20 protein-coding genes are annotated in these 18,455 nt (G+C 66.2%); 19 read left to right on the plus strand and 1 reads right to left on the minus strand.

Going from position 1 to position 18,455, the window contains the following annotated elements:
* Positions 1-120 precede the first annotated feature (120 nt).
* The 19 genes from AB1K56_RS03260 (at position 121) to AB1K56_RS03350 (ending at position 17,334) form a co-directional block, all read left to right on the plus strand.
* Complete coding sequence (locus AB1K56_RS03260) at positions 121-741, plus strand: recombinase family protein (RefSeq protein ID WP_371204526.1); 621 nt, start codon at positions 121-123, stop codon at positions 739-741.
* Positions 738-1,082: a hypothetical protein gene (locus tag AB1K56_RS03265; RefSeq protein WP_371204527.1), complete on the plus strand. Its 345-nt coding sequence runs from the start codon at positions 738-740 to the stop codon at positions 1,080-1,082. The genes AB1K56_RS03260 and AB1K56_RS03265 overlap by 4 nt, the downstream gene beginning before the upstream one ends.
* On the plus strand, positions 1,079-1,531 hold the full coding sequence (locus AB1K56_RS03270; RefSeq protein ID WP_371204528.1) for a hypothetical protein: 453 nt from the start codon (positions 1,079-1,081) through the stop codon (positions 1,529-1,531). Before AB1K56_RS03265 ends, AB1K56_RS03270 begins: the two co-directional genes overlap by 4 nt.
* On the plus strand, positions 1,528-2,112 hold the full coding sequence (locus AB1K56_RS03275; protein ID WP_371204529.1) for a hypothetical protein: 585 nt from the start codon (positions 1,528-1,530) through the stop codon (positions 2,110-2,112). Before AB1K56_RS03270 ends, AB1K56_RS03275 begins: the two co-directional genes overlap by 4 nt.
* Positions 2,113-2,132: 20 nt before the next feature.
* Positions 2,133-2,711 (plus strand): hypothetical protein, encoded by a 579-nt coding sequence (locus AB1K56_RS03280; RefSeq protein WP_371204530.1) that lies wholly within the window; start codon positions 2,133-2,135, stop codon positions 2,709-2,711.
* Positions 2,712-2,859: 148 nt separating this feature from the next.
* Positions 2,860-3,597, plus strand: coding sequence for a hypothetical protein (locus AB1K56_RS03285; RefSeq protein ID WP_371204531.1), 738 nt, complete (start codon positions 2,860-2,862; stop codon positions 3,595-3,597).
* Positions 3,594-5,099 (plus strand): hypothetical protein, encoded by a 1,506-nt coding sequence (locus AB1K56_RS03290; protein WP_371204532.1) that lies wholly within the window; start codon positions 3,594-3,596, stop codon positions 5,097-5,099. The genes AB1K56_RS03285 and AB1K56_RS03290 overlap by 4 nt, the downstream gene beginning before the upstream one ends.
* Before the next feature lie 115 nt (positions 5,100-5,214).
* On the plus strand, positions 5,215-7,059 hold the full coding sequence (locus AB1K56_RS03295; protein WP_371204533.1) for a hypothetical protein: 1,845 nt from the start codon (positions 5,215-5,217) through the stop codon (positions 7,057-7,059).
* Positions 7,060-7,366: 307 nt separating this feature from the next.
* Complete coding sequence (locus AB1K56_RS03300) at positions 7,367-7,642, plus strand: glutaredoxin domain-containing protein (RefSeq protein WP_371204534.1); 276 nt, start codon at positions 7,367-7,369, stop codon at positions 7,640-7,642.
* A gap of 40 nt (positions 7,643-7,682) precedes the next feature.
* Entirely contained in the window at positions 7,683-7,988 is a 306-nt protein-coding gene (locus AB1K56_RS03305; RefSeq protein WP_371204535.1) for a hypothetical protein, read from the plus strand.
* Positions 7,989-8,411: 423 nt separating this feature from the next.
* The gene (locus AB1K56_RS03310; RefSeq protein WP_371204536.1) at positions 8,412-9,578 is read left to right on the plus strand and encodes a hypothetical protein; all 1,167 of its coding nucleotides are present in this window, start codon (positions 8,412-8,414) and stop codon (positions 9,576-9,578) included.
* Positions 9,565-9,732, plus strand: a complete 168-nt coding sequence (locus tag AB1K56_RS03315) for a helix-turn-helix domain-containing protein (protein ID WP_371204537.1) — start codon at positions 9,565-9,567, stop codon at positions 9,730-9,732. The genes AB1K56_RS03310 and AB1K56_RS03315 overlap by 14 nt, the downstream gene beginning before the upstream one ends.
* Positions 9,733-9,912: 180 nt before the next feature.
* Positions 9,913-10,827 (plus strand): hypothetical protein, encoded by a 915-nt coding sequence (locus AB1K56_RS03320; RefSeq protein ID WP_371204538.1) that lies wholly within the window; start codon positions 9,913-9,915, stop codon positions 10,825-10,827.
* Positions 10,828-10,982: 155 nt separating this feature from the next.
* Positions 10,983-11,456, plus strand: a complete 474-nt coding sequence (locus AB1K56_RS03325; RefSeq protein ID WP_371204539.1) for a hypothetical protein — start codon at positions 10,983-10,985, stop codon at positions 11,454-11,456.
* A gap of 58 nt (positions 11,457-11,514) precedes the next feature.
* Positions 11,515-13,086 carry an FtsK/SpoIIIE domain-containing protein gene (locus tag AB1K56_RS03330; protein ID WP_371204540.1) on the plus strand — a complete coding sequence of 524 codons (1,572 nt, stop codon included), beginning with the start codon at positions 11,515-11,517 and terminating at the stop codon, positions 13,084-13,086.
* 66 nt (positions 13,087-13,152) lie between these two features.
* Positions 13,153-13,893: a hypothetical protein gene (locus AB1K56_RS03335; protein WP_371204541.1), complete on the plus strand. Its 741-nt coding sequence runs from the start codon at positions 13,153-13,155 to the stop codon at positions 13,891-13,893.
* A gap of 425 nt (positions 13,894-14,318) precedes the next feature.
* On the plus strand, positions 14,319-16,136 hold the full coding sequence (locus AB1K56_RS03340) for a hypothetical protein (RefSeq protein WP_371204542.1): 1,818 nt from the start codon (positions 14,319-14,321) through the stop codon (positions 16,134-16,136).
* Positions 16,137-16,363: 227 nt separating this feature from the next.
* Positions 16,364-16,690, plus strand: a complete 327-nt coding sequence (locus AB1K56_RS03345) for a hypothetical protein (protein ID WP_371204543.1) — start codon at positions 16,364-16,366, stop codon at positions 16,688-16,690.
* Between the two features lie 290 nt (positions 16,691-16,980).
* Positions 16,981-17,334, plus strand: a complete 354-nt coding sequence (locus tag AB1K56_RS03350; protein ID WP_371204544.1) for a hypothetical protein — start codon at positions 16,981-16,983, stop codon at positions 17,332-17,334.
* Positions 17,335-17,407: 73 nt separating this feature from the next.
* On the opposite strand, the gene AB1K56_RS03355 is transcribed toward AB1K56_RS03350, so the two are convergent.
* Complete coding sequence (locus AB1K56_RS03355; protein ID WP_371204655.1) at positions 17,408-18,301, minus strand: hypothetical protein; 894 nt, start codon at positions 18,299-18,301, stop codon at positions 17,408-17,410.
* Positions 18,302-18,455: the final 154 nt, after the last annotated feature.

Here is an 18,455-nt window from a genome sequence, read left to right on the forward strand (position 1 = left end):
CAACTACGCCGCGAACGTACCGGCGTGACAGCAGGAAATGGCACTGAGACCTGGCACCCAGAACACGCGGACCGACCGGCACCGCGCAGACCGAGCCGAGAACGATGAATAGAGGCACACATGGAATCGACCGCATCAGGCCTCACCGTGGCCTATCTGCGCGTCTCCGTCGCCGGGCAGAGCAACGGCTTGGAGTCGCAGCTCGCGGCCATCAAGACGGCGCTCGGTGCCGACCCGGACCGGGTCTACAGCGACGAGTGGACGGGCAGGTCGATGGACCGCCCCGGCCTCGGTCGCATGCTCGACGCTCTGCGCCCCGGCGACACCCTCACCGTCTACTCCCTCTCGCGCCTCGGCCGCTCCGCGCTCGAAGCGATGAGCACCGTGCAGCGCCTCGCGGATAGCGGCATCGTGGTCCGCAGCGTGACCGAGTCGGTGGACACCGGCACGCCCGCCGGTCGCGCCTTCCTCGGTATCTGCCTCATCATCGCCGAGCTTGAAGTCAGCCTCATCCGGGAAAGGACGCAGGCTGGCCTCGCCGCTGCCCGAGCAAAGGGGCGCGTCGGAGGCGCGAAGAAGCGACTGACACCCGCGCAGGCGCGCAGCATCCTCCGCGCCTACGAGGCGGGTGAGCGTATGCCCGATATCGCCGACGAGTATGGCATCAGCGTTCGCAGCGCGTGGCGGTACCTGGCGCAGGCGAAGGCGAGCCGCGCGAAGGTTCAGGGGACCACGGCGTGACCCGTGTCGCGTTGGAGGCTTCGGCCTTCGCGTTGCCGCTCACCGACATCGACCCGCGCCACGTCGCCGCAGCGATGAGCGCGGGTATCGAAATGCACGAGGACTCGGGCTTCGTGTGGGGCGTGCAGGGCATGAGTGCCCTGCTGCTACTGCGCGCGCGTGCGGAGGTCATCGTGACGCTCGACGCCGTGGACTTCGCACTCGCGGACACATTTCTTGGCTGGGGCATCGGTACTACCGACCAGCCTCTCCGCTCGATGTCGGAGGTCGCGTGCATCATCGACTGCCCGCCGCTGCGCCTCACGGAGGCCGTTGCGCTCACTGCACTGGAGGCACGATGACCACGCTGTTCATCGAGAGTGTGCTCATCGGCATGGCCGCACGCCCGCTCGTCGACTGGAAGCGGGGTCCGCTCATCACGTTGGCCGAGATGCAGATGCATGGCGCGCTCCGCGAGCAGGCTGGCGTTATTTACACGAGCCGCGCCGTCGGTGCGTTGCGGCACGCTCAGGCGCGAGGGCACCGGCCGGTCATCTTCGGCCCGCGGGCCGAACGCGCGGCGCTCGACCTGATGCGGGCGTACGGCTTCGAGGCAGAAGAGTGCACCGTGCAGGGCCTCATCGATAGTACGCCGCTCGCACTCACCGCGCCGTGGGTTGCAACGGTCGCAGCACGCGGACGCGCGCACCCGCACGCCGTCCGCGGACACGTCGTCACGGTCGCCCAGTGGCGGCTCACCACCGCCCGCATCTGCGAAGCGCTCCGCCTACACGAGATGAGGACACCATGACCGGCACTACTACGCTCGCTCTGCACGTGCGCGCGCTCGCCTTCGCTCGCGAAGCGAGGTCGCTCAGCCCGTTCGTGCAGATGGTCGTGGACGAGGCGGGTGGCATGCAGCGTGGACCGAGCGGCCTGTATCAGATGAAGGACGCCGGAGAACGGCTCATCCGCGTCCACGGTGCCGTGCAGCCGGACGAGTTCCTCATCTGGGGCGCTGCGGGTGAGTGGCGCGAGAAGTACGCCGCGAGCCGGATGCTCACGTGCGTCCCGCGGACGAGCGTTCACGGCTCGGTCTTCTTGCACGACCACGACGGCGAGGGTCTCGCGAATGGTCTGCGGCACGCGATGGACCTCTCCGGTCGCATCCCGGACCGCCTCATCGTCATCATGAACGAGAGCGCGGAGTTCGAAGAGCAGTTCACGGAGCGGGCGCGATGGCTACTTGATGTGCCCGAAATCATCACGCGGCGCTGCGACCCCGAAATCGGGCTACTGGAGCGGGATGTGCTCGCGGTCGCTCCGCACGCCGACAACCCCGCAGCACTGCTCAGCATCCTGGAAAGCCGCGACGCTGACGGAGCGCTCTGAGCGCCGATACGATGCGAAGCGTGAACCGTGCTCCAGCCATCGCCGCCCTGGGCGTGACTGCCGTCCTGCTGATGACCGCTTGTGCTCCGGAGTCGGCGCCCGAAGGCGCTAACGTGAGCGCGACGCCGACGCTGTCAGCGACCCCAGAGTTCGAAGTCGGCGCGGTGGTTGATGCTGCGACCGCCGAGGCGCTGAACAGCGATTCGAAAGGCCAGTATCGGGGCTACCCGATGCCCGACGGCTCGTACATCGTGGTGGACCGCGGAGCGCCCCTCCCAGAACCTGTACAACAAGACATCAACTCGAAGGGCGCGAGCCACGCAGCCACCTACACGGTGGACGACGGCACATCAACCTTCCTGCGAGAGCGCGAAAAGATTATTGCCCAGGTAGGAAGCGACACCGGCAAACGTGTCGTAGCGCTTCTGCGCATGACCGGCTACGACTTCGATGAAAACCTCGTGACCAGCTACTTCTTCAACGGTCCATTTCAGCCCGGCGTCTCGTACGGCAGCCTCGCTGAAGCGAAGGCCTCTCTCGACGCATGGCTGAGCACCCAGGTCGCGCCGAATGACTTCGTCGTCATCTTCCCGGAGTAGCGGCAGGCGCAGGCCTGCCAGACCTGACCGCGCTGCGAACGCCCTCACCGACTAGGTGGGGGCGTTCTCTGTTGCGCCGTGAAAATCTGCCCGGCGTGGGGTGGGTGGAGGGAAGAACAGCCCTTCACCAACACGGAAGGGCCACCCTATGCAGTATGAAAACCTCACCGACGAAGAGTTGATGCGCCTTCTCGCCGAGACCACCGGTCGCAAGCAGAACCCCATCATCCGCGACATCGAGCGCCGCACCGAGCGAGCGCTCAAAGCCGTCACTCGCGACTACGTGGACCCCGAAGCCGCGCGTAACGCCGCAGTCTACGAGGTCACCACGCCGCAAGGCATCGACGATTTCCTCGCCTCCGAGAAGAAGAAGCTCAGCGCATGGACCGCGACCATCGCAGCGCGTCGTAGTGGCCAGGATGCAGGCCTCGTGGGCGAGGGCATGCGCACCGACGCGATGTACACCGCCGGCTCGTGGGAGCAGCGAATCGAAGACCTCGGAGACGGAGCGTACGACGGCGCAGTTGTTCCCGAGCCAGGGAGGGAGAAGCGCCTACGAACCGCCGTCGTCCGCATGGGGTTCGAGCGCCTCACCGGGCCGCAGCCTGACGGGCGTGAACCGCTCACAGCAAAGCAGCGCGCGGCCATCGCCTCGTACGCCAACATCCACAGTGATGGCGCTGACCCGGTCCTCGCGACCTTCGACGAGGTCGCGGGCCGTCTCAGGTTGAAGGGCCGCGACGGTGCTAGGCACCTCGTGCAGCGTGGCCGCGCAAGTATCGCCGCCGACCCCATCCTCCAGTATCAGCTAGAAGACCTCTGCGGCACAGGTCATGGCATGCCCACAGCCTTCACACACGCGGTAGCCGAGGCAGTGTCCGCATGAGCATCACCGTTATCGTCCCCGCGCCCAAGCCGCTGCCGCCGAACCCCGCCCTCGTCACCCGCTGGCCCATCGGACGGCAAGAGGTCCACGCGCAGGCCCGCTTCCTCGGATACCTCGACACGCTCCAGGCGCGCCCCACCGAAACGCTATGGCTCTGCGCGTCACAGCGTGACAGCGTGGAACGGCGCCGCGACGTTGTTGCGGACGCCGCCTCCCTCATCCTCCCCATCACGCTCGCCACCTACGACGCGGTCATAGACACGTTGGTCATGCGACTGCGCGAGTGGGATGAGCGGGGCGTCGGACGGCTCTCCCTCCCCGAGACGCTGCTGACCGAGCGTCCCGAAGAGGGCACGGCGAAGGTCGGTTCGCACGCTCGCAACGGCGGCATCCTCCCACCGACCGGACGCCTCCTGTGGGCGGACATTGACGTAGACAGCGGCCACGGAGTGCCCGACGGCGCGCTGTATCCGCTGCCTACGCCCGAGGAAGGTGAGCGCATCGCCGACCGCATCACTCAAGATTTTGGTCGCGCTGCCGTGCTCGTCGAGAGCGGTAGCGGCGGGTTCCAGGTGATGCTCCGCGCTACGGAGGAGGTGACCGACGCGTACTTCATCGCGTACCTGACGGCGCTCGAAGAGCAGTATGGCCGATACCTCGACAAGGGCGTTGTCGGGCGTCACGGACCGGTCCGCGTCTGGGGCCACAACCGTGTGGGGAAGGGCGTAGTCAAGGCGCACGGCATCTACACCGCCGAGGACGGCATTCGACCTGTCATCGACCGCATGCCGCCTCTCACAGAAGGCTCTCTCACCCCGCAGACCACCTTCGGCGAGCAGGGGTGGCGCGAGCGGTACGAGGCGCGCGTCGGCGCTGATGTCGTGAGGAAGGCGCAGCGCACCGTCGCCACGACCACGGCTCGCGAGCGCGTCGATGTGGAGGCCGAGGGCGAGAACCCGCGTACACGCATGGACCGCGCGGTACCCGCGTCCGCGTACGTCGAAGCCGTTCACGGCGGCGCTGTGGAAGGTGACAGCATCCGCCTGCGCCAGGACGCCGATATCTCCGTCCTAGCGCACGAAGACGGGACCGAGTTCATCTCCACATTCAGCCCGACCACCATGGCGACGCTCGGGCTGGAGCCAGGAGACTCCGGCGCCGCTTCCGCTACCACATACGGCCTCCTGGCGGCGGTCGTCGGTAAGGACGGAGCCTGGCGTATCGCCTGCGCTTTCGACGGACGCTTTGACGCGTTGTTGCCGTGGGTTATCGAGCATCTGAGTGACCTCGCGGCGGCGACAGCGGCGCTCCCCGCGCCGAGGGGGAACCCGGCGACCGCGAAGAAGAAGCGTGTGTCCGGCGACCTCACCGCGGCGTTCAACGCGAAGTGCAGCGCGCTCGACCTCACTGGCAAGCCGTCCCGCCGCTCGGCTGCGGAAGTCATCAAGCGCAAGTACGGCGACAAGGCGGAGCAAGTGATGCGCGACCTCCTCAGCCTCTGAGAACAGCCCCCGGACCAACCCGGGGGCTGTTCCACGTGAGCGTGAAAACGCGCCCGGCGTGGGATGAGGGAAGGGGTACACCGTCCCTTCGCCGAGACGAAAAGAACCCCACCCCATGACGCACACCCTCGACTCCATCCGCGCTGACTTCGGCGCTCCATCCCTCCCAGCATCCGCACCCGCGGACGACTACTGGGCGCCGGACTGGGACTCGATGACGCCGCCCGAAGACCCGTACGGGGCACCACCCACAGGCGACGGCGCGGTAGTGCCGAGCGCCCCCACACCTGCGGTCACCAACGGTGCCACCATCGGTCAGTACCTCGCTGACCACCGCCCCATCATCCGCCCTGCCGACGAGGATGCAGCGGCCGTCACTGTGAAGACTGTCGCTGCGCTCGCGTCGGCGACCCGAGGAGGTCAACGCTTCGTCTACCGCAAAGTGTCGCTCGACGGCCGCGCAACAGCGCTCGTGACGACGGAGCCGGATGGCACCACCCGCACCTGGACACAAAGCGACGCAGCCGCGCTCATGATGGTCGTCGTGCAACCCGCGAAGAAGGGCATGGTCGCCCCGGACGGCACGTTCATGGGCGACTACCTCGCCGCCGTACCGCCCGCTCTCGCGCAGGCCATCTACGAGACCGCGCTCTACTCGCCAGCCATCCCTGCCGTCCGTTACATCGCAAGCGCGCCGGTCCTCCTGCTCGACGGCCGCATTGCCTCACAGCCCGGCTACAACGCTGCCGAAGAGGTGCTCATCAACATCCCCCACACGCAGCGCGGTGACTGGGCGCGATACTCGGTGCCCGAGAAGCCGACATTTGCCGAAGCGCAGGCCGCGGCCGACTACGTACTCGCCGAACTCCTCGCCGACTTTCCGTTCGAGAGCGACGAAGACCGCGCCGTCGCCCTCGCCTACTTCGCAACTTGCGCCTCGCGGAACCTGTACGGCGCTACCCCCATGTGGGGCTTCGACGCCCCTGAGCGAGGCACGGGAAAAACGCTTCTCGCGATGCTCGGCTTCATCATCGGTCAGGGAAACGACCGCGCCGCGGAAATCGACTACAAGCGGTCGAAGGACGACGAAATCCGGAAGCAGCTCGTGGCCCTGGCGCTCGAAGGTGGAACGCACGCGCACGTCGATGAAGTCAAACTGGGCGAGCGCGTGGACAGCCTCACACTCACCTCACTCACCACGCGCGCGTCGCTGCCGCTACGCATCCTCGGAGGCAACCAGATGATGCCTGTCGAAGGGAAAATCGTCTCCTTCTGCGGAAACAACCTCCAAGTCGGCGGCGACCTCGGACGCCGCGTGCTGAAGACCCGACTCCGCTTCATGGGCAAGCACGCCGCGAGCCAGCGCACCGGCTTCCGCCACGCCGACGTTCGGGCCTGGGCTACGGAACACCGCCCCGAAGTCCTCGCGGCCCTGCACACCTTCCTCGCGTATGGACTCCAAAATGGCACCAGGCCGCACGCGGTACTCGGCTCCTACGAAGGGTGGACGAGTGTCGTCCTCGGAGGCCTCGAAGAGGTGACGCTGAACGGTGAGTCCGTCACCGCCCTCGCGATGCGCAGCCAACTGGCCCTCTCCCGTGAGCAGGATGAGATGGCCGAGGAGTGGGGGGAGCTTCTCGCATACGTCCGGGGTCTCATGGACGCGGAAGAGCAGCGTCAAGGTGTCTCACACTCGTGGATGAAGATGGCCGACCTCTTCAAGATGGTGAACCACACCACCGGCGCCACCCCGCCGACGTTCCCGGAGGTACTCCAGGTGGCGATGGCCGCGAATACCGAGACGGGCCGCGTGAAGGCGTGGACGCGCCACTTCCAGTCCGTCAAGGAAGCACCGATGGTCTGGGGCGACCGGGCATTCCGCATCCTCGTGAGCAAGGATACGAAGAACCGCGCGGTATTTCGGGTCGAGGAAATAGAAGGCTGGGGAACCTCCGCCTGATTTCCCACATCAAGCGACTTGGCCTCAAGTAAAGGGGGCCATTTTGCGTTTTACGCGCAAATCGGTCCCAAGTTTCCCAAGTGTCCCATGTTTCAGTACCGATAGCAGCAGATGAGTCTAGAGGGCGGGGCAGTAGTAAAGCATGGGACACTTGGGAAACTTAGGAACTTCTCTAGTTCACAGGGTCTTCGCAGTTATGAGCATCCACATATGCCTTCATTTTCCCGCACTAAGTAAGTAGAGCGGAAAAACGGCCGCAAATGGCTCGTGTATCTCGGAAGCCGCTCTCGCACCTAACGGAGGCGGCGTGTCCATCATTACTTACTCGAAGCCCAGCTGCGTGCAGTGCTCTGCCACGGAGCGATACCTGGGGCGCACACCGCACTCGGTTATCGACCTCACGGAGGACGCCGAAGCCTTTGCCACAGTGCGCGCACTCGGTTACCTGTCCGCGCCCGTTGTCATCGTCCGCGACGACGCGGGGCAGGTGCTCGCGCACTGGTCGGGCTTCAACCCGGATGCGCTCGACCGATGGATGCACGCGGCGACCCGCTCCACACTCGACCTCGCTGCGGCCGCGTGACACGCTCCGCGGCCGCAGTGACCACACGAAAGGAGGCATGGTGACCATGCATGGCCTCTCCGAGACTGTCATTCGCGCCGCTTACGCGGTGGAGGCTGACCGCGTCATCGACGCTGTCGCGCAGGCTACCGGCATGACGGTGGCTGAGTGGCGTTCGTCCGGTCTCATCATTGCGACACCGCTCGTGGACGTGCAGCCGGACGGCGTAGGCGGCGTGAACGTCACCGTCGTTGAAGTGCGCATCGAGCACCTTCTAGAGCGTCTCGACGCGCAGCGTCTGGCCAACATTCTCGGCATGAAAGTAGCCGTAGACACGGGATACTCCGTACGCCTCATCCGGCCGTAAGAAACATGTACCGGTAGCCGGTACAAAAGCGTTCCCGGGCAGTGCGTGGAAGGGGTTCTCCGCACTGCCCGGGGACTTGTTTAAGAGGGAACCAGGCTCGCTCCTAGAGCAGCCCTCTACAGCGGCACCAGCCACTCAACCTGGCGCCACATTCTGCACACCGGGATGCACGCTCAACGCGCCATCTCGAACCCCCTCGTCTCGGCGACCGTCGGCTCCCCGTGTAGCGGTCACGACACCGTCGTGAGACCGCGTGCGCACGCACCACCATGCACCCTGCTCGCGCGTTTCGACTTCGCGTTCGATGCACGCTTGCCGCTTCGCGGCTCGCTGCACCGCGGTGCTCCTATCCATTCCCTCTGCCCTACTGGTCTGCCTCTACGGCCCCTTTAGGGGCCTAGAGGCATCAGTAGAGCGGAAGAAATGAATCTTTCCCAGACCATCACCCCGGTGCTGCATCGCAACGACGGCGCCGACCCGTTCACGCAGGTTCTCGCTGTGCTGTGCGCGGTGAAGACGGACCGTACTGCTACGCGCGACTACCTGCGCCGGTACGCAGGCGCGAGAATCGCTTCGCTCGTCTCCGATGACGACAAGTGGGACCGTCTCGTGAAGACCGCCTCACGGCATCTCTCGTCCTCGCCTTCCGCGCGCCGCCGCGACATCGCACGACGCGCCATCTCGCACGTGCTTCGTGACTATCCCGAAGCCACTCCTTCACAGCGCCGGAAGGTGCGCCTGCTCGCCGCAGTCGTCGGTGCCGACATGCTCGCAAACACCGCCGCCTGGGACACCTGGGTCGGCAACGCCCGCAACCTTGCAGCGCGCCTCGGCATCGACCGCGATACCGCCCGCGATTGGCTGACCCTCGCGTGTGAGCACGGCGTTCTGCAACGCCGCGGTAAGACACGCAGCGGCGAACCTCGTTTCGCTCTCCGCCGTTGGCCGACCTCGCACAAGCCGTCCGCCGTCGAGCGTGCAGCGTCCGCGTCGATTCTCGCGGGTGAGCCGAACCTCATCGCCCACTGGGTGCTGAGTGCCGCGCATCCCGCCTGGCACTTCGACCGCGTCAAGGGCGTGCCGAACCCGCAGGCTCTCACACCACTCGCATGGGAGGCCTCCGCCCTCTGGGCCGCGGGCGGCGCGAAGCCGACGAAGCGCCTACAAGCGCTCCTGCCCGCGGACCCGTCAGACCTTGACCTCCGCTGGGAGGCGGTGGCTCGCGCGGAGGCGGCGTGGACGCTTCGCCAGGCTGAGGCCACACTCACCGCAACATCACGTATCGCCCGCCGTGAGGAAAAAACGCTGGTCTACGACACCATCGCCGCGTGGGGGTGGACTCCGAAGGAATGGCCGCGTGGTTCTTCCGACGCGGTACGGACTACACGCCTCGCGGCCCTCGACCACTTCATCCCGACGGCGAAGGCCGGTCTCGCGGGCCTGCTCAACGCACCGCCCGCGCTTCGCACTGCTGTCGAGCAGGGTCTGCGCCAGCAGTTTCCCGCGGAGGCCGAGAAGGCCATCGCTTACCTGTATCCGAGAGAGGACATCTTCGATGACAACTACACGCTCGTTCATGGGCACGGCTGAGGCAGCCGAGGCTTTCGGCTTCCACCCGGATACCCTCCGGCACTACCTCGCTGAGGACCGTGCCCTCCCCGTCAACCCGTACCGCGTTGGACGGCGCGGTCACTGGCGCTTCGACCGGAGCGCGGTCGAGCGGTGGACCGGGGGCGCCCGATGACCTGGGACGGGACAACGGTCGCCGCGCTCATCGCCCTGGCCATCGTGAGCCTCCTACTTATCGCCGCGCTCCGGCAGGCACTGGGGGAACGAGGCCGCGCAGGCGTCGGCCGCATCGTGGACGGCATTGCCGCGGTCATCATCACGATGCGCGGCACGAGAGAGAGGAAGGAGGAAACGGATGTACCCGAACGCTCAGCGCGATAGCGGCTTCCCGGTCATCGGAACGCTCGCCAACTGCATCCCATTCTTCCCGCTGCTCGCGGACTTCCAACAGCTGAATCCCCCGGTGTCGGAGTACGAGCAAGTCGCTTTCGAACGCCGCGCGAAAGCGTCCGTCGGACGTTGGGTGAGCCTCGGGCTGACCATCATCATCCTCGTCGGCGTCGCGTTCGCGACGCGTGGTCTGCTGGCAGCCCCGACGCTGGTCCTCGCCTGGCTCTTCACGGTGAACCGGTGGACTTGGGCGAACGGCGGCGCATCATCGCCTCGCGCGGCCCTGGAGCACAGCCATCTCGTGTGGTGGACGCTGACCTTCGCGCTGACCGCGACGTGGGCGGCGCTGGCGGGAATGCTTTTTCCGGCCGGGTTCTGGGGCGTCATCTCGGGAGCGGCGACGGTCATCGCGACCGTCCTCGCCCTCGGCGGCGCGGTGCCCACAGCGAAGGCGGTTCTTCGCTCTCAGGAGCCGCCTCCGTTTGACGAGGTGAGCCATCGACTGGTCGCGGGTGTCGTGAAGATGACGCCGTCCGCGTATGAGCGTGGTCTCGCAGACGGCACCTTCATGGTGCAGCGCGACGTACTCGGGCGTCTCATCGCCCGCATCCCCGCGGGGAGCGACGCGCTTCTGGAGAACCTCGCCGAGTTGGAAGAGCGGGTACGCGTGAAGGCGCCGGAGTTCATGATTGCCCACGCCGACCCGGTGGACGACACCCTCATCCTGGAGCCAGTGGACGATGAAACCCGCGCTCAGCGTGACGCAAAGTCCCGCTCCGGAGGCCTCTTCGCAGAGCACATCGGCGGCGGTCTGGATGACCTGAAGGTCATCGACCTCTCACAGGGGCTGGGTGACCAGCCTCTCCCGCGGCTCGGCTGAGTCGCAAGCCGCTACAAGTAGCGGCGCAGCGCGCTCCCTGGTGGGACTCACACCGTCATCCGACGGCTTCGGCGCCGGTTCGATTTCGGCGACGCGCACCATCCGCGCCCCAACGGTCGGGGTGCTTCACCACGCTCCCGGAAGGAGCAGCCACTATGAAGACCATTCGCCTCCCCGTCACGGACGACGAGTACCGAGAGCATCGCGCTGCGCGTCGTCACGAGCGCATCGCTCGCCGTGCATTGCGCCTTCTCACGCCCCTCACAAGAGGCGAGCGGTTCTACAACTTGAAAACAGACGACGGCTACGTCGGGGTACTCGTGACGCTCGCCGACTTCCACGCTTGCGGCCTACCAGACGGTGCCGCGGTTCGCCTGGGTGTGCGGTTGCAGCCCGTCGATGACACGAGCGCCGAACACCTCGCGGGCATCAAGCGGGCTGCGCTGGAAGCCGAGGAGCACTCCGGCGACGCGTTCGACCGCGTCAGCGACACGCTCCTCCGCCGTCTATCGGGCCTGAGGCACGACATTACGGCGCTCTTGGACTGGGCCCTACCGGAGGGTGTGCCGCTCTGGCGCGAGTCCGTCTACCTCTACGTGGAGAACTCCGCAAAGGAGCATCTCCTCTGACCTCTCCACCAGCGGCGTCGCCGCGTGACAACAACAACAACGAAAGAAGGAGATTCGAATGCAGGCCCACGCCATCCTGCCGCGCTTCGCGGTGAACGACCCGGACGAGACCGCGCGCATCGGATGCATGGTGCGCGCTATGACAGCGAAGTTCGACGGCTTCACACAGACGCACCTTGTGGGCGTCACCCGCGACGGCCGCGGCATCATCAGCTCGAACCCGCTGGAGTACGGCAACGCCGAAGCGCACATCGTGCAGAAACCGGGGACTGCGGCTGCGCTGCTCGCGGAGGTCCGTGTCTACGCAGAGAGCAACAGCCGCGACCTCGTTAGCTGGAACCCTGACTCAAAAACCGCAACGTTCGCGACGCTCACCCCGACCGTACGCTCGATTCGCGCGGCGTGGGCGCGCATTTTGAAGGTGCAGCCTCACGAGGTGGACGTCTTCGCGGAATACGCGAAGGACGAGCCGCGCTTCGAACGCATTGTCGCCCGCCTGCCCTCTACCTCGATTACCGCCGACCGTCGGGTGAGCAATCTTCAGGAACTCGCCGCGGCGATTCCGGGATACACGTCGGGCTGGAACATCGAAGAGAACGCGCGCACTGGCCGCGTGGACTTCACGTACGGCGTCCCGCGTGCTCTCCCCGACAGCGTGCCGCTCACATCACTGCTCCCCGTTCAAGCAACAGACTCGACGTGGCGTTGCTTCCCGATGGGCGAGGGCACTGGCGGCACGCAGGTCATCTACGACTCAGAGGACGGCGTGCACGCCATCGTCACCGGTCCGACCGGGTCAGGCAAGTCGGTTCTCCTTCGCACCATGATGGCCGTCGCGCTGGCAAACGGCTCGGACATCGTCATCATGGACGGCTCGCCGAAGCAGGGCCTCGACTTCCTTCGCTTGAAGGGATACGCCCTCGGCTGGGCGGGCGAACCGGTCGGAGCCGCCGCTCTTCTCGACGCGGTCTACGACGAGATGAAGCGCCGCGCGAGCATCCTGCCGCAGTACGACGGCGTCACGAACTGGCATGAGTTGCCCGCGGACGTGCGCGAGCGTGAGGGCATCCGCCAGCTTGTTGTGTTCATCGATGAGGCGGCAGCGCTCATGCTGCTAAAGGACTTGAAGGGACTGGATAAGAACGACCCGAAGGTCGCGGCTGCTATCGCGGTGAACCAGGCGAAGACGAACTTCAAGATGACCCTCGACGACCTCGCACGCGAGTCTCGTTTCGTCGGTATCCGGCTCATCCTCGGCTTCCAACGGCCAGACGCGAGCATCATCGACGGTCCGACTCGGGCGAACTTCCCGACGATGGTCCAGTTGAAGACGCCAGGTAAGCCCCTGAAGCAGGAGTCGCTTCGGATGGTCTTCCCTGGCGACGACCTGCCACTGGCGGAAGCTGAGTTCCGTGCGCTCGATAACGGGCGTAAGGGTCTCGCTGTCGCGATGCAGGACGGAGGTGACGTTGTCGGCTTCCGCGTCGCTTACGCGCATCCGGATGAGATTTCAGGCCTTCTCGCTGAACGCGGCATCCACCCGACCGGGCGGACTTTGACACCAGTTGCAGAGGTACCGGCACTCACCGCCGACCCGGTTCCGCCGGAAGTCCCCGCCGCTTGGCGGTGAGCCACACGCGGGGCGCCGAGCATCATGCTCGCTGCCCCGCCCCCTTCACGATTACAAGGAGACACCATGACGCTCATTGATGACACCGAGGCTCCCGCGCCGCGCACCGGTCTTTTCTACGGCGCGACCCTGCTCGCCGGGGTTATCGGCCTGGCCGCGGTGCTCGGCGGTAGCACCGTCAAGCCGCTGCTTGATGTGCCCGCCCTCATCACGCAGGTGACCGAGCAACCGCCCGCAGCCGGCCCTGTCGCACCACCCGCCGAGGCGGACTCGGGGGTTGCTGAGCCACAGGGCGCGGAGGTCTGCGAGACGGCGACTGCTCGCTTCTCGCGGCTCGTCTGCGATACGGCACAGGGCCTCGGGTGGACGGTGCTTTCGACCACCCCGGAACTCGCGCCGGGCGTCCCGTTCGAGGTGATGCTTGCGACCGCTCCTGGTCCGGTCATCGGACGCGGCGAGGTCTTCGAAGCAACCCGTATCCCGGAGGGCGTGACACTCGCTTTCACGGACGTGGGTAGCGATTCCGATTTGACCTCGACCGTGACCGCGGCCGACGAACCGCTACCCGCGCAGGCGACGGCAAGCGTCGCGAATGACATCCGCGCTGCTCTCGGCCAGCCCGAAATCTGGCTCTTCGACGGGGACAGCATCGCGCAGGAGCCGAGCATCTACTTCGGCTCTGGGTGGAGCGTCGCGACGCGCTTCGACGCTGCGCGGGCCGTTGGCGATGTGGTGGTGGTCGGGCCGCACACGCTTACGGTGACCGCTTCCGATGAGGGGACGGGGACCGTCTACGCCGTGGCTTGAACGAACGAGAAAGCCACGGTCTGCGATGTGCAGACCGTGCCTTTCTCGTACGTCGGTGTCAGTCGGCCCCGCCGCGAGCGGCTCTGGGCGCCTCGCTGAGCGCCGAGACCCGGAGCCCCGCCCTGCTACAGCGGTGCGCGTCAGATAGGCGCACACGCGAGATGCCACGAAACGCGCGCTGACAGGACGCTACTGGCATGCGGCGCGGTTTCTCAGCCCCTTCACAGCGCCGAGCATCCACATTCGCACCCGATTCTCCGCACTAAGTAAGGAGAGCGGAAGTTTCATGCAGCTGCGCTTCGCCCCTCGCCGTGGACCGTCCTTTGTCGCGCGCATCGTCGCTCCCGGCTGAGGCACGCCGCGCGCATCACCCCTATACCTTCCGATTCGAAAGACGAGTCGGACCACAGCAAGGAGGCCATTGAATGGCACGCAACATCACCCTGAGCACCCTGAGCTGCGGCGCAGTCCTCGCGCTCGCGCTCACGTTCACACCGGTAGGCGCCGTGTTCGCGTCCGACAACTCGCCCGCCGCCTCCACCGCGGTATCCGACACCGAAGGCCTCGTGTCTATCGGCACCGGCACATACCAGTCTTCGCCACTGGCACCGCCCACGGTGTACGAGAAGTACATGCCGGAGGTGCGCACCGACTTTATCGCCGGGTACGCGGCGCCAGGCGCACAGGTCGAGCTGGACCTGCGTTCGCTGGTCGGGAAGCTGGAAGTGACGCCTACGGAGTCCTACCGCACGCTGCCGGTGCGCACCGTCTCCGGACCTGACATCATCGGTCTGGGTCGCATCGACTGGAACGAGTTCGCGTTCGATGTCGTTGCGTCTCCGGGCACGTCCGTCACCTCGGACACCACGGCGACCGACGGCCGTGTGCGGCTCGCTGCGCTTGATGAGAACGCGTCGTTTGGCGTCACGGTCACCCTGCGCCATCAGCCCTCGGGCGTGAGCAGCACGCCTGTCACCATCACCGGAGCGTCCGGTGTCGATGCCGACTCGCCATTCGCGTGGGTCACTGAGGCACCGCGCACCACCTACGAAGGCGGCATCGCGATGTGGGCTGGGGCCGACCTCGCCGAATGGCGTAACGGACATTACCTGACCTGGAAGATGCCTCGCGAAACCATCACACCCACTGGTGACGCAAGTGTCACGCCCTCTGAGCCACGTCAGGTGGTGGGTGAAGCCCCCGCAGGCACACCCGCAGGCTTCGGCCTCATCGACTACGGCAAGGGCGCGCAGGCGGAGAACCCGAACTACCGCGTGGGTGTCCTGACCGGCGAGCCAACGAAGACGGTCAGCATCGACCTCGCGGAACGCATCCCCGGTGGCGTCAGCGTGGCTCTCCCGAGCGCTGAGAGTGGCACCCTGACCATTCCGGCAACGGGCGGTCTGGCCGTTCGCGACGGGGAGTTCCTCGGCTTGGACTACAACGCGCCGGAAGGCCTCAACATCAGCGTGGACGGTTCGGTCATCACGTTCGACTTCGGCTCTGCTGAATGGCTGAACGCTGCGGGCATCTCGGTGCCGGTGCTCCTGTCGGATGGCACGCGCGTCAACGCGGAGGTCCGCGTGGAGTCGCTGCCGAGCAATATCGAGGGTGGCATCGTCGAGAGGCGCATTCCGGTCGAGACACCAGTCACAGTCACCGACGATGAGTTGCTCGCCGCAAGCCGCCTGACCGGTCTCAGCCCGTCAGTGGCCGAGGTGCAGGCAGCCGAGCTGCCAGATGGTGTGACGCGGGTCACTGGCGGCTTCACCTACGCCGGTTCCTCGGAACCGAAAACACTGGCTTTCGGCTTCACCGTCTCCGAGCTGGTGGACACTGAGTACGGTCCCATCCGCCCGGATGCGACAGCACCCGGCGAAGTCCGCATCGCGGTTTTCGCGGCCGAGCAGCCACCGGTAGACCCGGAACAGCCTGTGACACCTCCCGTGGACCCCGAGCCACCGGTCACACCGGAGCCACCTGTGGACCCAGAGCCTCCGGTCACACCGGAGACGCCGGTTACTCCCGAGCAGCCGAAGCCAGAGGCTCCGACGCAGCCGACCACGCCGAATGTCCGTTTCGACACCGGCGTTGCGGGTCCAGTCGATGCTTCACGCTCCGTGCAGCAGGCGCAGACCGCAACTCCAGTATCAGCTCTCCTGGCAGGAGCGGCCGGGCTGGGTCTGACAGGTCTGGCGGGAGCGTTCGCCGCTCTGCGCCGCAGGCCGCGGACCGAGCGCTGACCCTGTAGGCGGGGCCGAGAACCATCTCGGTCCCGCCTACACCCACCGACACGAACCAAGGACACACCATGCACGCACATCTCAAACTCGCGGCCTCCGGCACCGCTCTCGCGCTCACCACTCTTCTACTGACTGGTGCCGCTGCGTTCGCGCAGGACGCGTCCGCGCGTACCTCCGAGACCCGGTACTCAGCGTCGGGGCGGGCATTGCCTCCGCAGCCCACGGCAGTGGAGATAGTCGCACAGGCCTTCGAGCGGGCGCAGGCTGCTGAGGCGCGTCTCGGCGACGGTTGGCGGTGGGAGTCGCGACCGGAGAGCATCTTCGGTGGCCGCGTGCTCATCCTCCCCGCGGGGGCGACCATCGCACCGTGGCAGGCTGCCGAAGAACTCGGCGCCAGCGCCGTGCAGGATTCGGGTTGGGCGAAGGATGGCGGGCCTGCCGGGCGCGTCTGGCAGCAGCCGAACGGCTGGACCGCGGGCAGCGGTGGTTGGGCGCACATACAGGCACCGACCTCCGGTCTCATCAATCGCATCTTGTACGTGCAGTGGCGATGACAGCACGGGATGTCCTACCGAGAGCGCTCCGCATATCGTGGCGGGGCGCTCTCGCCCTTGCTGGCGGTGCTGGCCTCTCCGCGGCTCTCGTGCTCGGGGTTGCTGCGGTGCAGGAGCCTGCGGTCATCACGTCCCCACCCATGCCGTCGGTCGCGGCCGCATCACCTACGGCGACGCCGTCGGCGGTGCCGGAGCCACCTGTCATCGTGACAACGGTCGAACCACCCGATGAGGCCGAGGGTCCGGGAGAGACGCCCGCGCCTACGCACGTTCTGTCTGACATTCGCGAGATGGATGTCCCCGCCGACGGGCGTATCTCACCCCCTGACCTCGCCCACATTTACCGCGTGAACGGCTTGCCGGAGGGTGCGACGTGGCTGGCGGCGCACGCGCTATCCGGCGGCGGCGAAGCACCTGGGAACGCCTTTCTCACCTTCGCTGTTGGGGACCGCATCGAGGCTCTAGGTGCCTCGTGGCGCGTGACGGAGCGTTGGACGGCGGGTAAAGGTGACGCGAACGCGCAAGGCCCGCTGGCTGCCCCGCAGCGTTACACGGGGCACCTGGTCTTGGTGACTTGCCTGCCCCTCGACGGTGGCTCGGCCGTTTCGAACACGTGGGTGGTTGCTCAGCCTATTGTCGGCTGAGTTGCGCCGGTGTAGACGCTCGCAGTTCGAAGACCAGAACGGACGTTGTCTGTGGTCACGGCGCGATGTGGTTCTAGCTGCCGAAGTAGGAGCTGATGAGGGCGGAAAGCTGTGTTGTCGTCACGCTCGTTCCCACCTGGAACGCGCCGTTGCCCACTTTCGCGAGAAACCGCTGCACCTTTCCTTGACGACGCGGCCCGTCTGACAGCACCACCCGTGCCAGTTCTTCCTTGCCCTCTTCGCTCAGACCAAGTGCACCGGCAGCCTCCAGCAGGGACGCCAGGTCTCCTGTGCGAACAGTCGTACGTTGGCGGATGTTCTCGCCTTGCGCGACCACCGAGCCATCCCCGTACAGGTTGTTGGTGACGTTCCACACCACGCGCCCGATAGGCGCGTCTTCGACCGTTGGGCCTTCCTTCGACCCCGCTGATGGATTCGCGGCCTGTAACTCTAGAGCGAACTCCATCCCGACGTTACGGACGGTGTCTAGAACTCCTCGTAACGCGCCGGGGGTGAGCATCTGACGTGCGCTCAATAGGCTCGCGCCCTGGTATCCGACAACCAAACCTCGGCTCACCATCTGGTTCCAGAGTCCAACCGAATGTGTCGTCCACGGGATACTGGCCGTTGCGCCCTCTTCGGGCTGTGAGAGTGTCTCAATCTCGCCGAGACTCTGACGCAGTTCAGCGCGGAAGAGCAACTCCACAGCCTCTTCAGGCAGTCCGTCAGCACTGAGCATCTGGTTCATCTGATAGTTCAATGCGACCCAGTGCCCAGTGACGAGCGTGCGGATGTCAGACCGGTACTCCGGCAGTGTTGCATCCTGCGCGTAACCGCGCAGTTCATTTCTCGCCCATGACTCGATGGCGGTTGCTTCCAGGCGCCGAGCAACGACCTGCACCTTTCGGACGATGCTGGACGTACTGACCGCGTCGTCTACGGCGCCGTCGATGATGTCGTCGAGCATGCTCACGGGTACAGCGTAGAGCTGTATGCGTCTGGTCAGCCGACCGCACCCGCACGACAGTCGGGAGCCGCGCGAAGTCACAGACTACGGAAGACCGCGGGCATGCGACTGGGCCGACACGGGATTGTCTTGTCGCCCGACCGGGTAAGCGGCT

The sequence above is a fragment of the Microbacterium sp. BWR-S6Y genome (genome assembly GCF_041379845.1).
Lineage (GTDB): Bacteria > Actinomycetota > Actinomycetes > Actinomycetales > Microbacteriaceae > Microbacterium > Microbacterium hydrothermale.

Coding starts and splice junctions, on each gene's coding strand:
- AB1K56_RS03320 (WP_371204538.1), top strand. CDS start 9,913: ATGTACCCGAACGCTCAGCGCGATAGCGGCTTCCCGGTCATCGGAACG.
- AB1K56_RS03330 (WP_371204540.1), top strand. CDS start 11,515: ATGCAGGCCCACGCCATCCTGCCGCGCTTCGCGGTGAACGACCCGGAC.
- AB1K56_RS03295 (WP_371204533.1), top strand. CDS start 5,215: ATGACGCACACCCTCGACTCCATCCGCGCTGACTTCGGCGCTCCATCC.
- AB1K56_RS03260 (WP_371204526.1), top strand. CDS start 121: ATGGAATCGACCGCATCAGGCCTCACCGTGGCCTATCTGCGCGTCTCC.
- AB1K56_RS03310 (WP_371204536.1), top strand. CDS start 8,412: ATGAATCTTTCCCAGACCATCACCCCGGTGCTGCATCGCAACGACGGC.
- AB1K56_RS03325 (WP_371204539.1), top strand. CDS start 10,983: ATGAAGACCATTCGCCTCCCCGTCACGGACGACGAGTACCGAGAGCAT.
- AB1K56_RS03290 (WP_371204532.1), top strand. CDS start 3,594: ATGAGCATCACCGTTATCGTCCCCGCGCCCAAGCCGCTGCCGCCGAAC.
- AB1K56_RS03270 (WP_371204528.1), top strand. CDS start 1,079: ATGACCACGCTGTTCATCGAGAGTGTGCTCATCGGCATGGCCGCACGC.
- AB1K56_RS03355 (WP_371204655.1), bottom strand. CDS start 18,301: ATGCTCGACGACATCATCGACGGCGCCGTAGACGACGCGGTCAGTACG.
- AB1K56_RS03335 (WP_371204541.1), top strand. CDS start 13,153: ATGACGCTCATTGATGACACCGAGGCTCCCGCGCCGCGCACCGGTCTT.
- AB1K56_RS03340 (WP_371204542.1), top strand. CDS start 14,319: ATGGCACGCAACATCACCCTGAGCACCCTGAGCTGCGGCGCAGTCCTC.
- AB1K56_RS03315 (WP_371204537.1), top strand. CDS start 9,565: ATGGGCACGGCTGAGGCAGCCGAGGCTTTCGGCTTCCACCCGGATACC.
- AB1K56_RS03275 (WP_371204529.1), top strand. CDS start 1,528: ATGACCGGCACTACTACGCTCGCTCTGCACGTGCGCGCGCTCGCCTTC.
- AB1K56_RS03285 (WP_371204531.1), top strand. CDS start 2,860: ATGCAGTATGAAAACCTCACCGACGAAGAGTTGATGCGCCTTCTCGCC.
- AB1K56_RS03350 (WP_371204544.1), top strand. CDS start 16,981: ATGGATGTCCCCGCCGACGGGCGTATCTCACCCCCTGACCTCGCCCAC.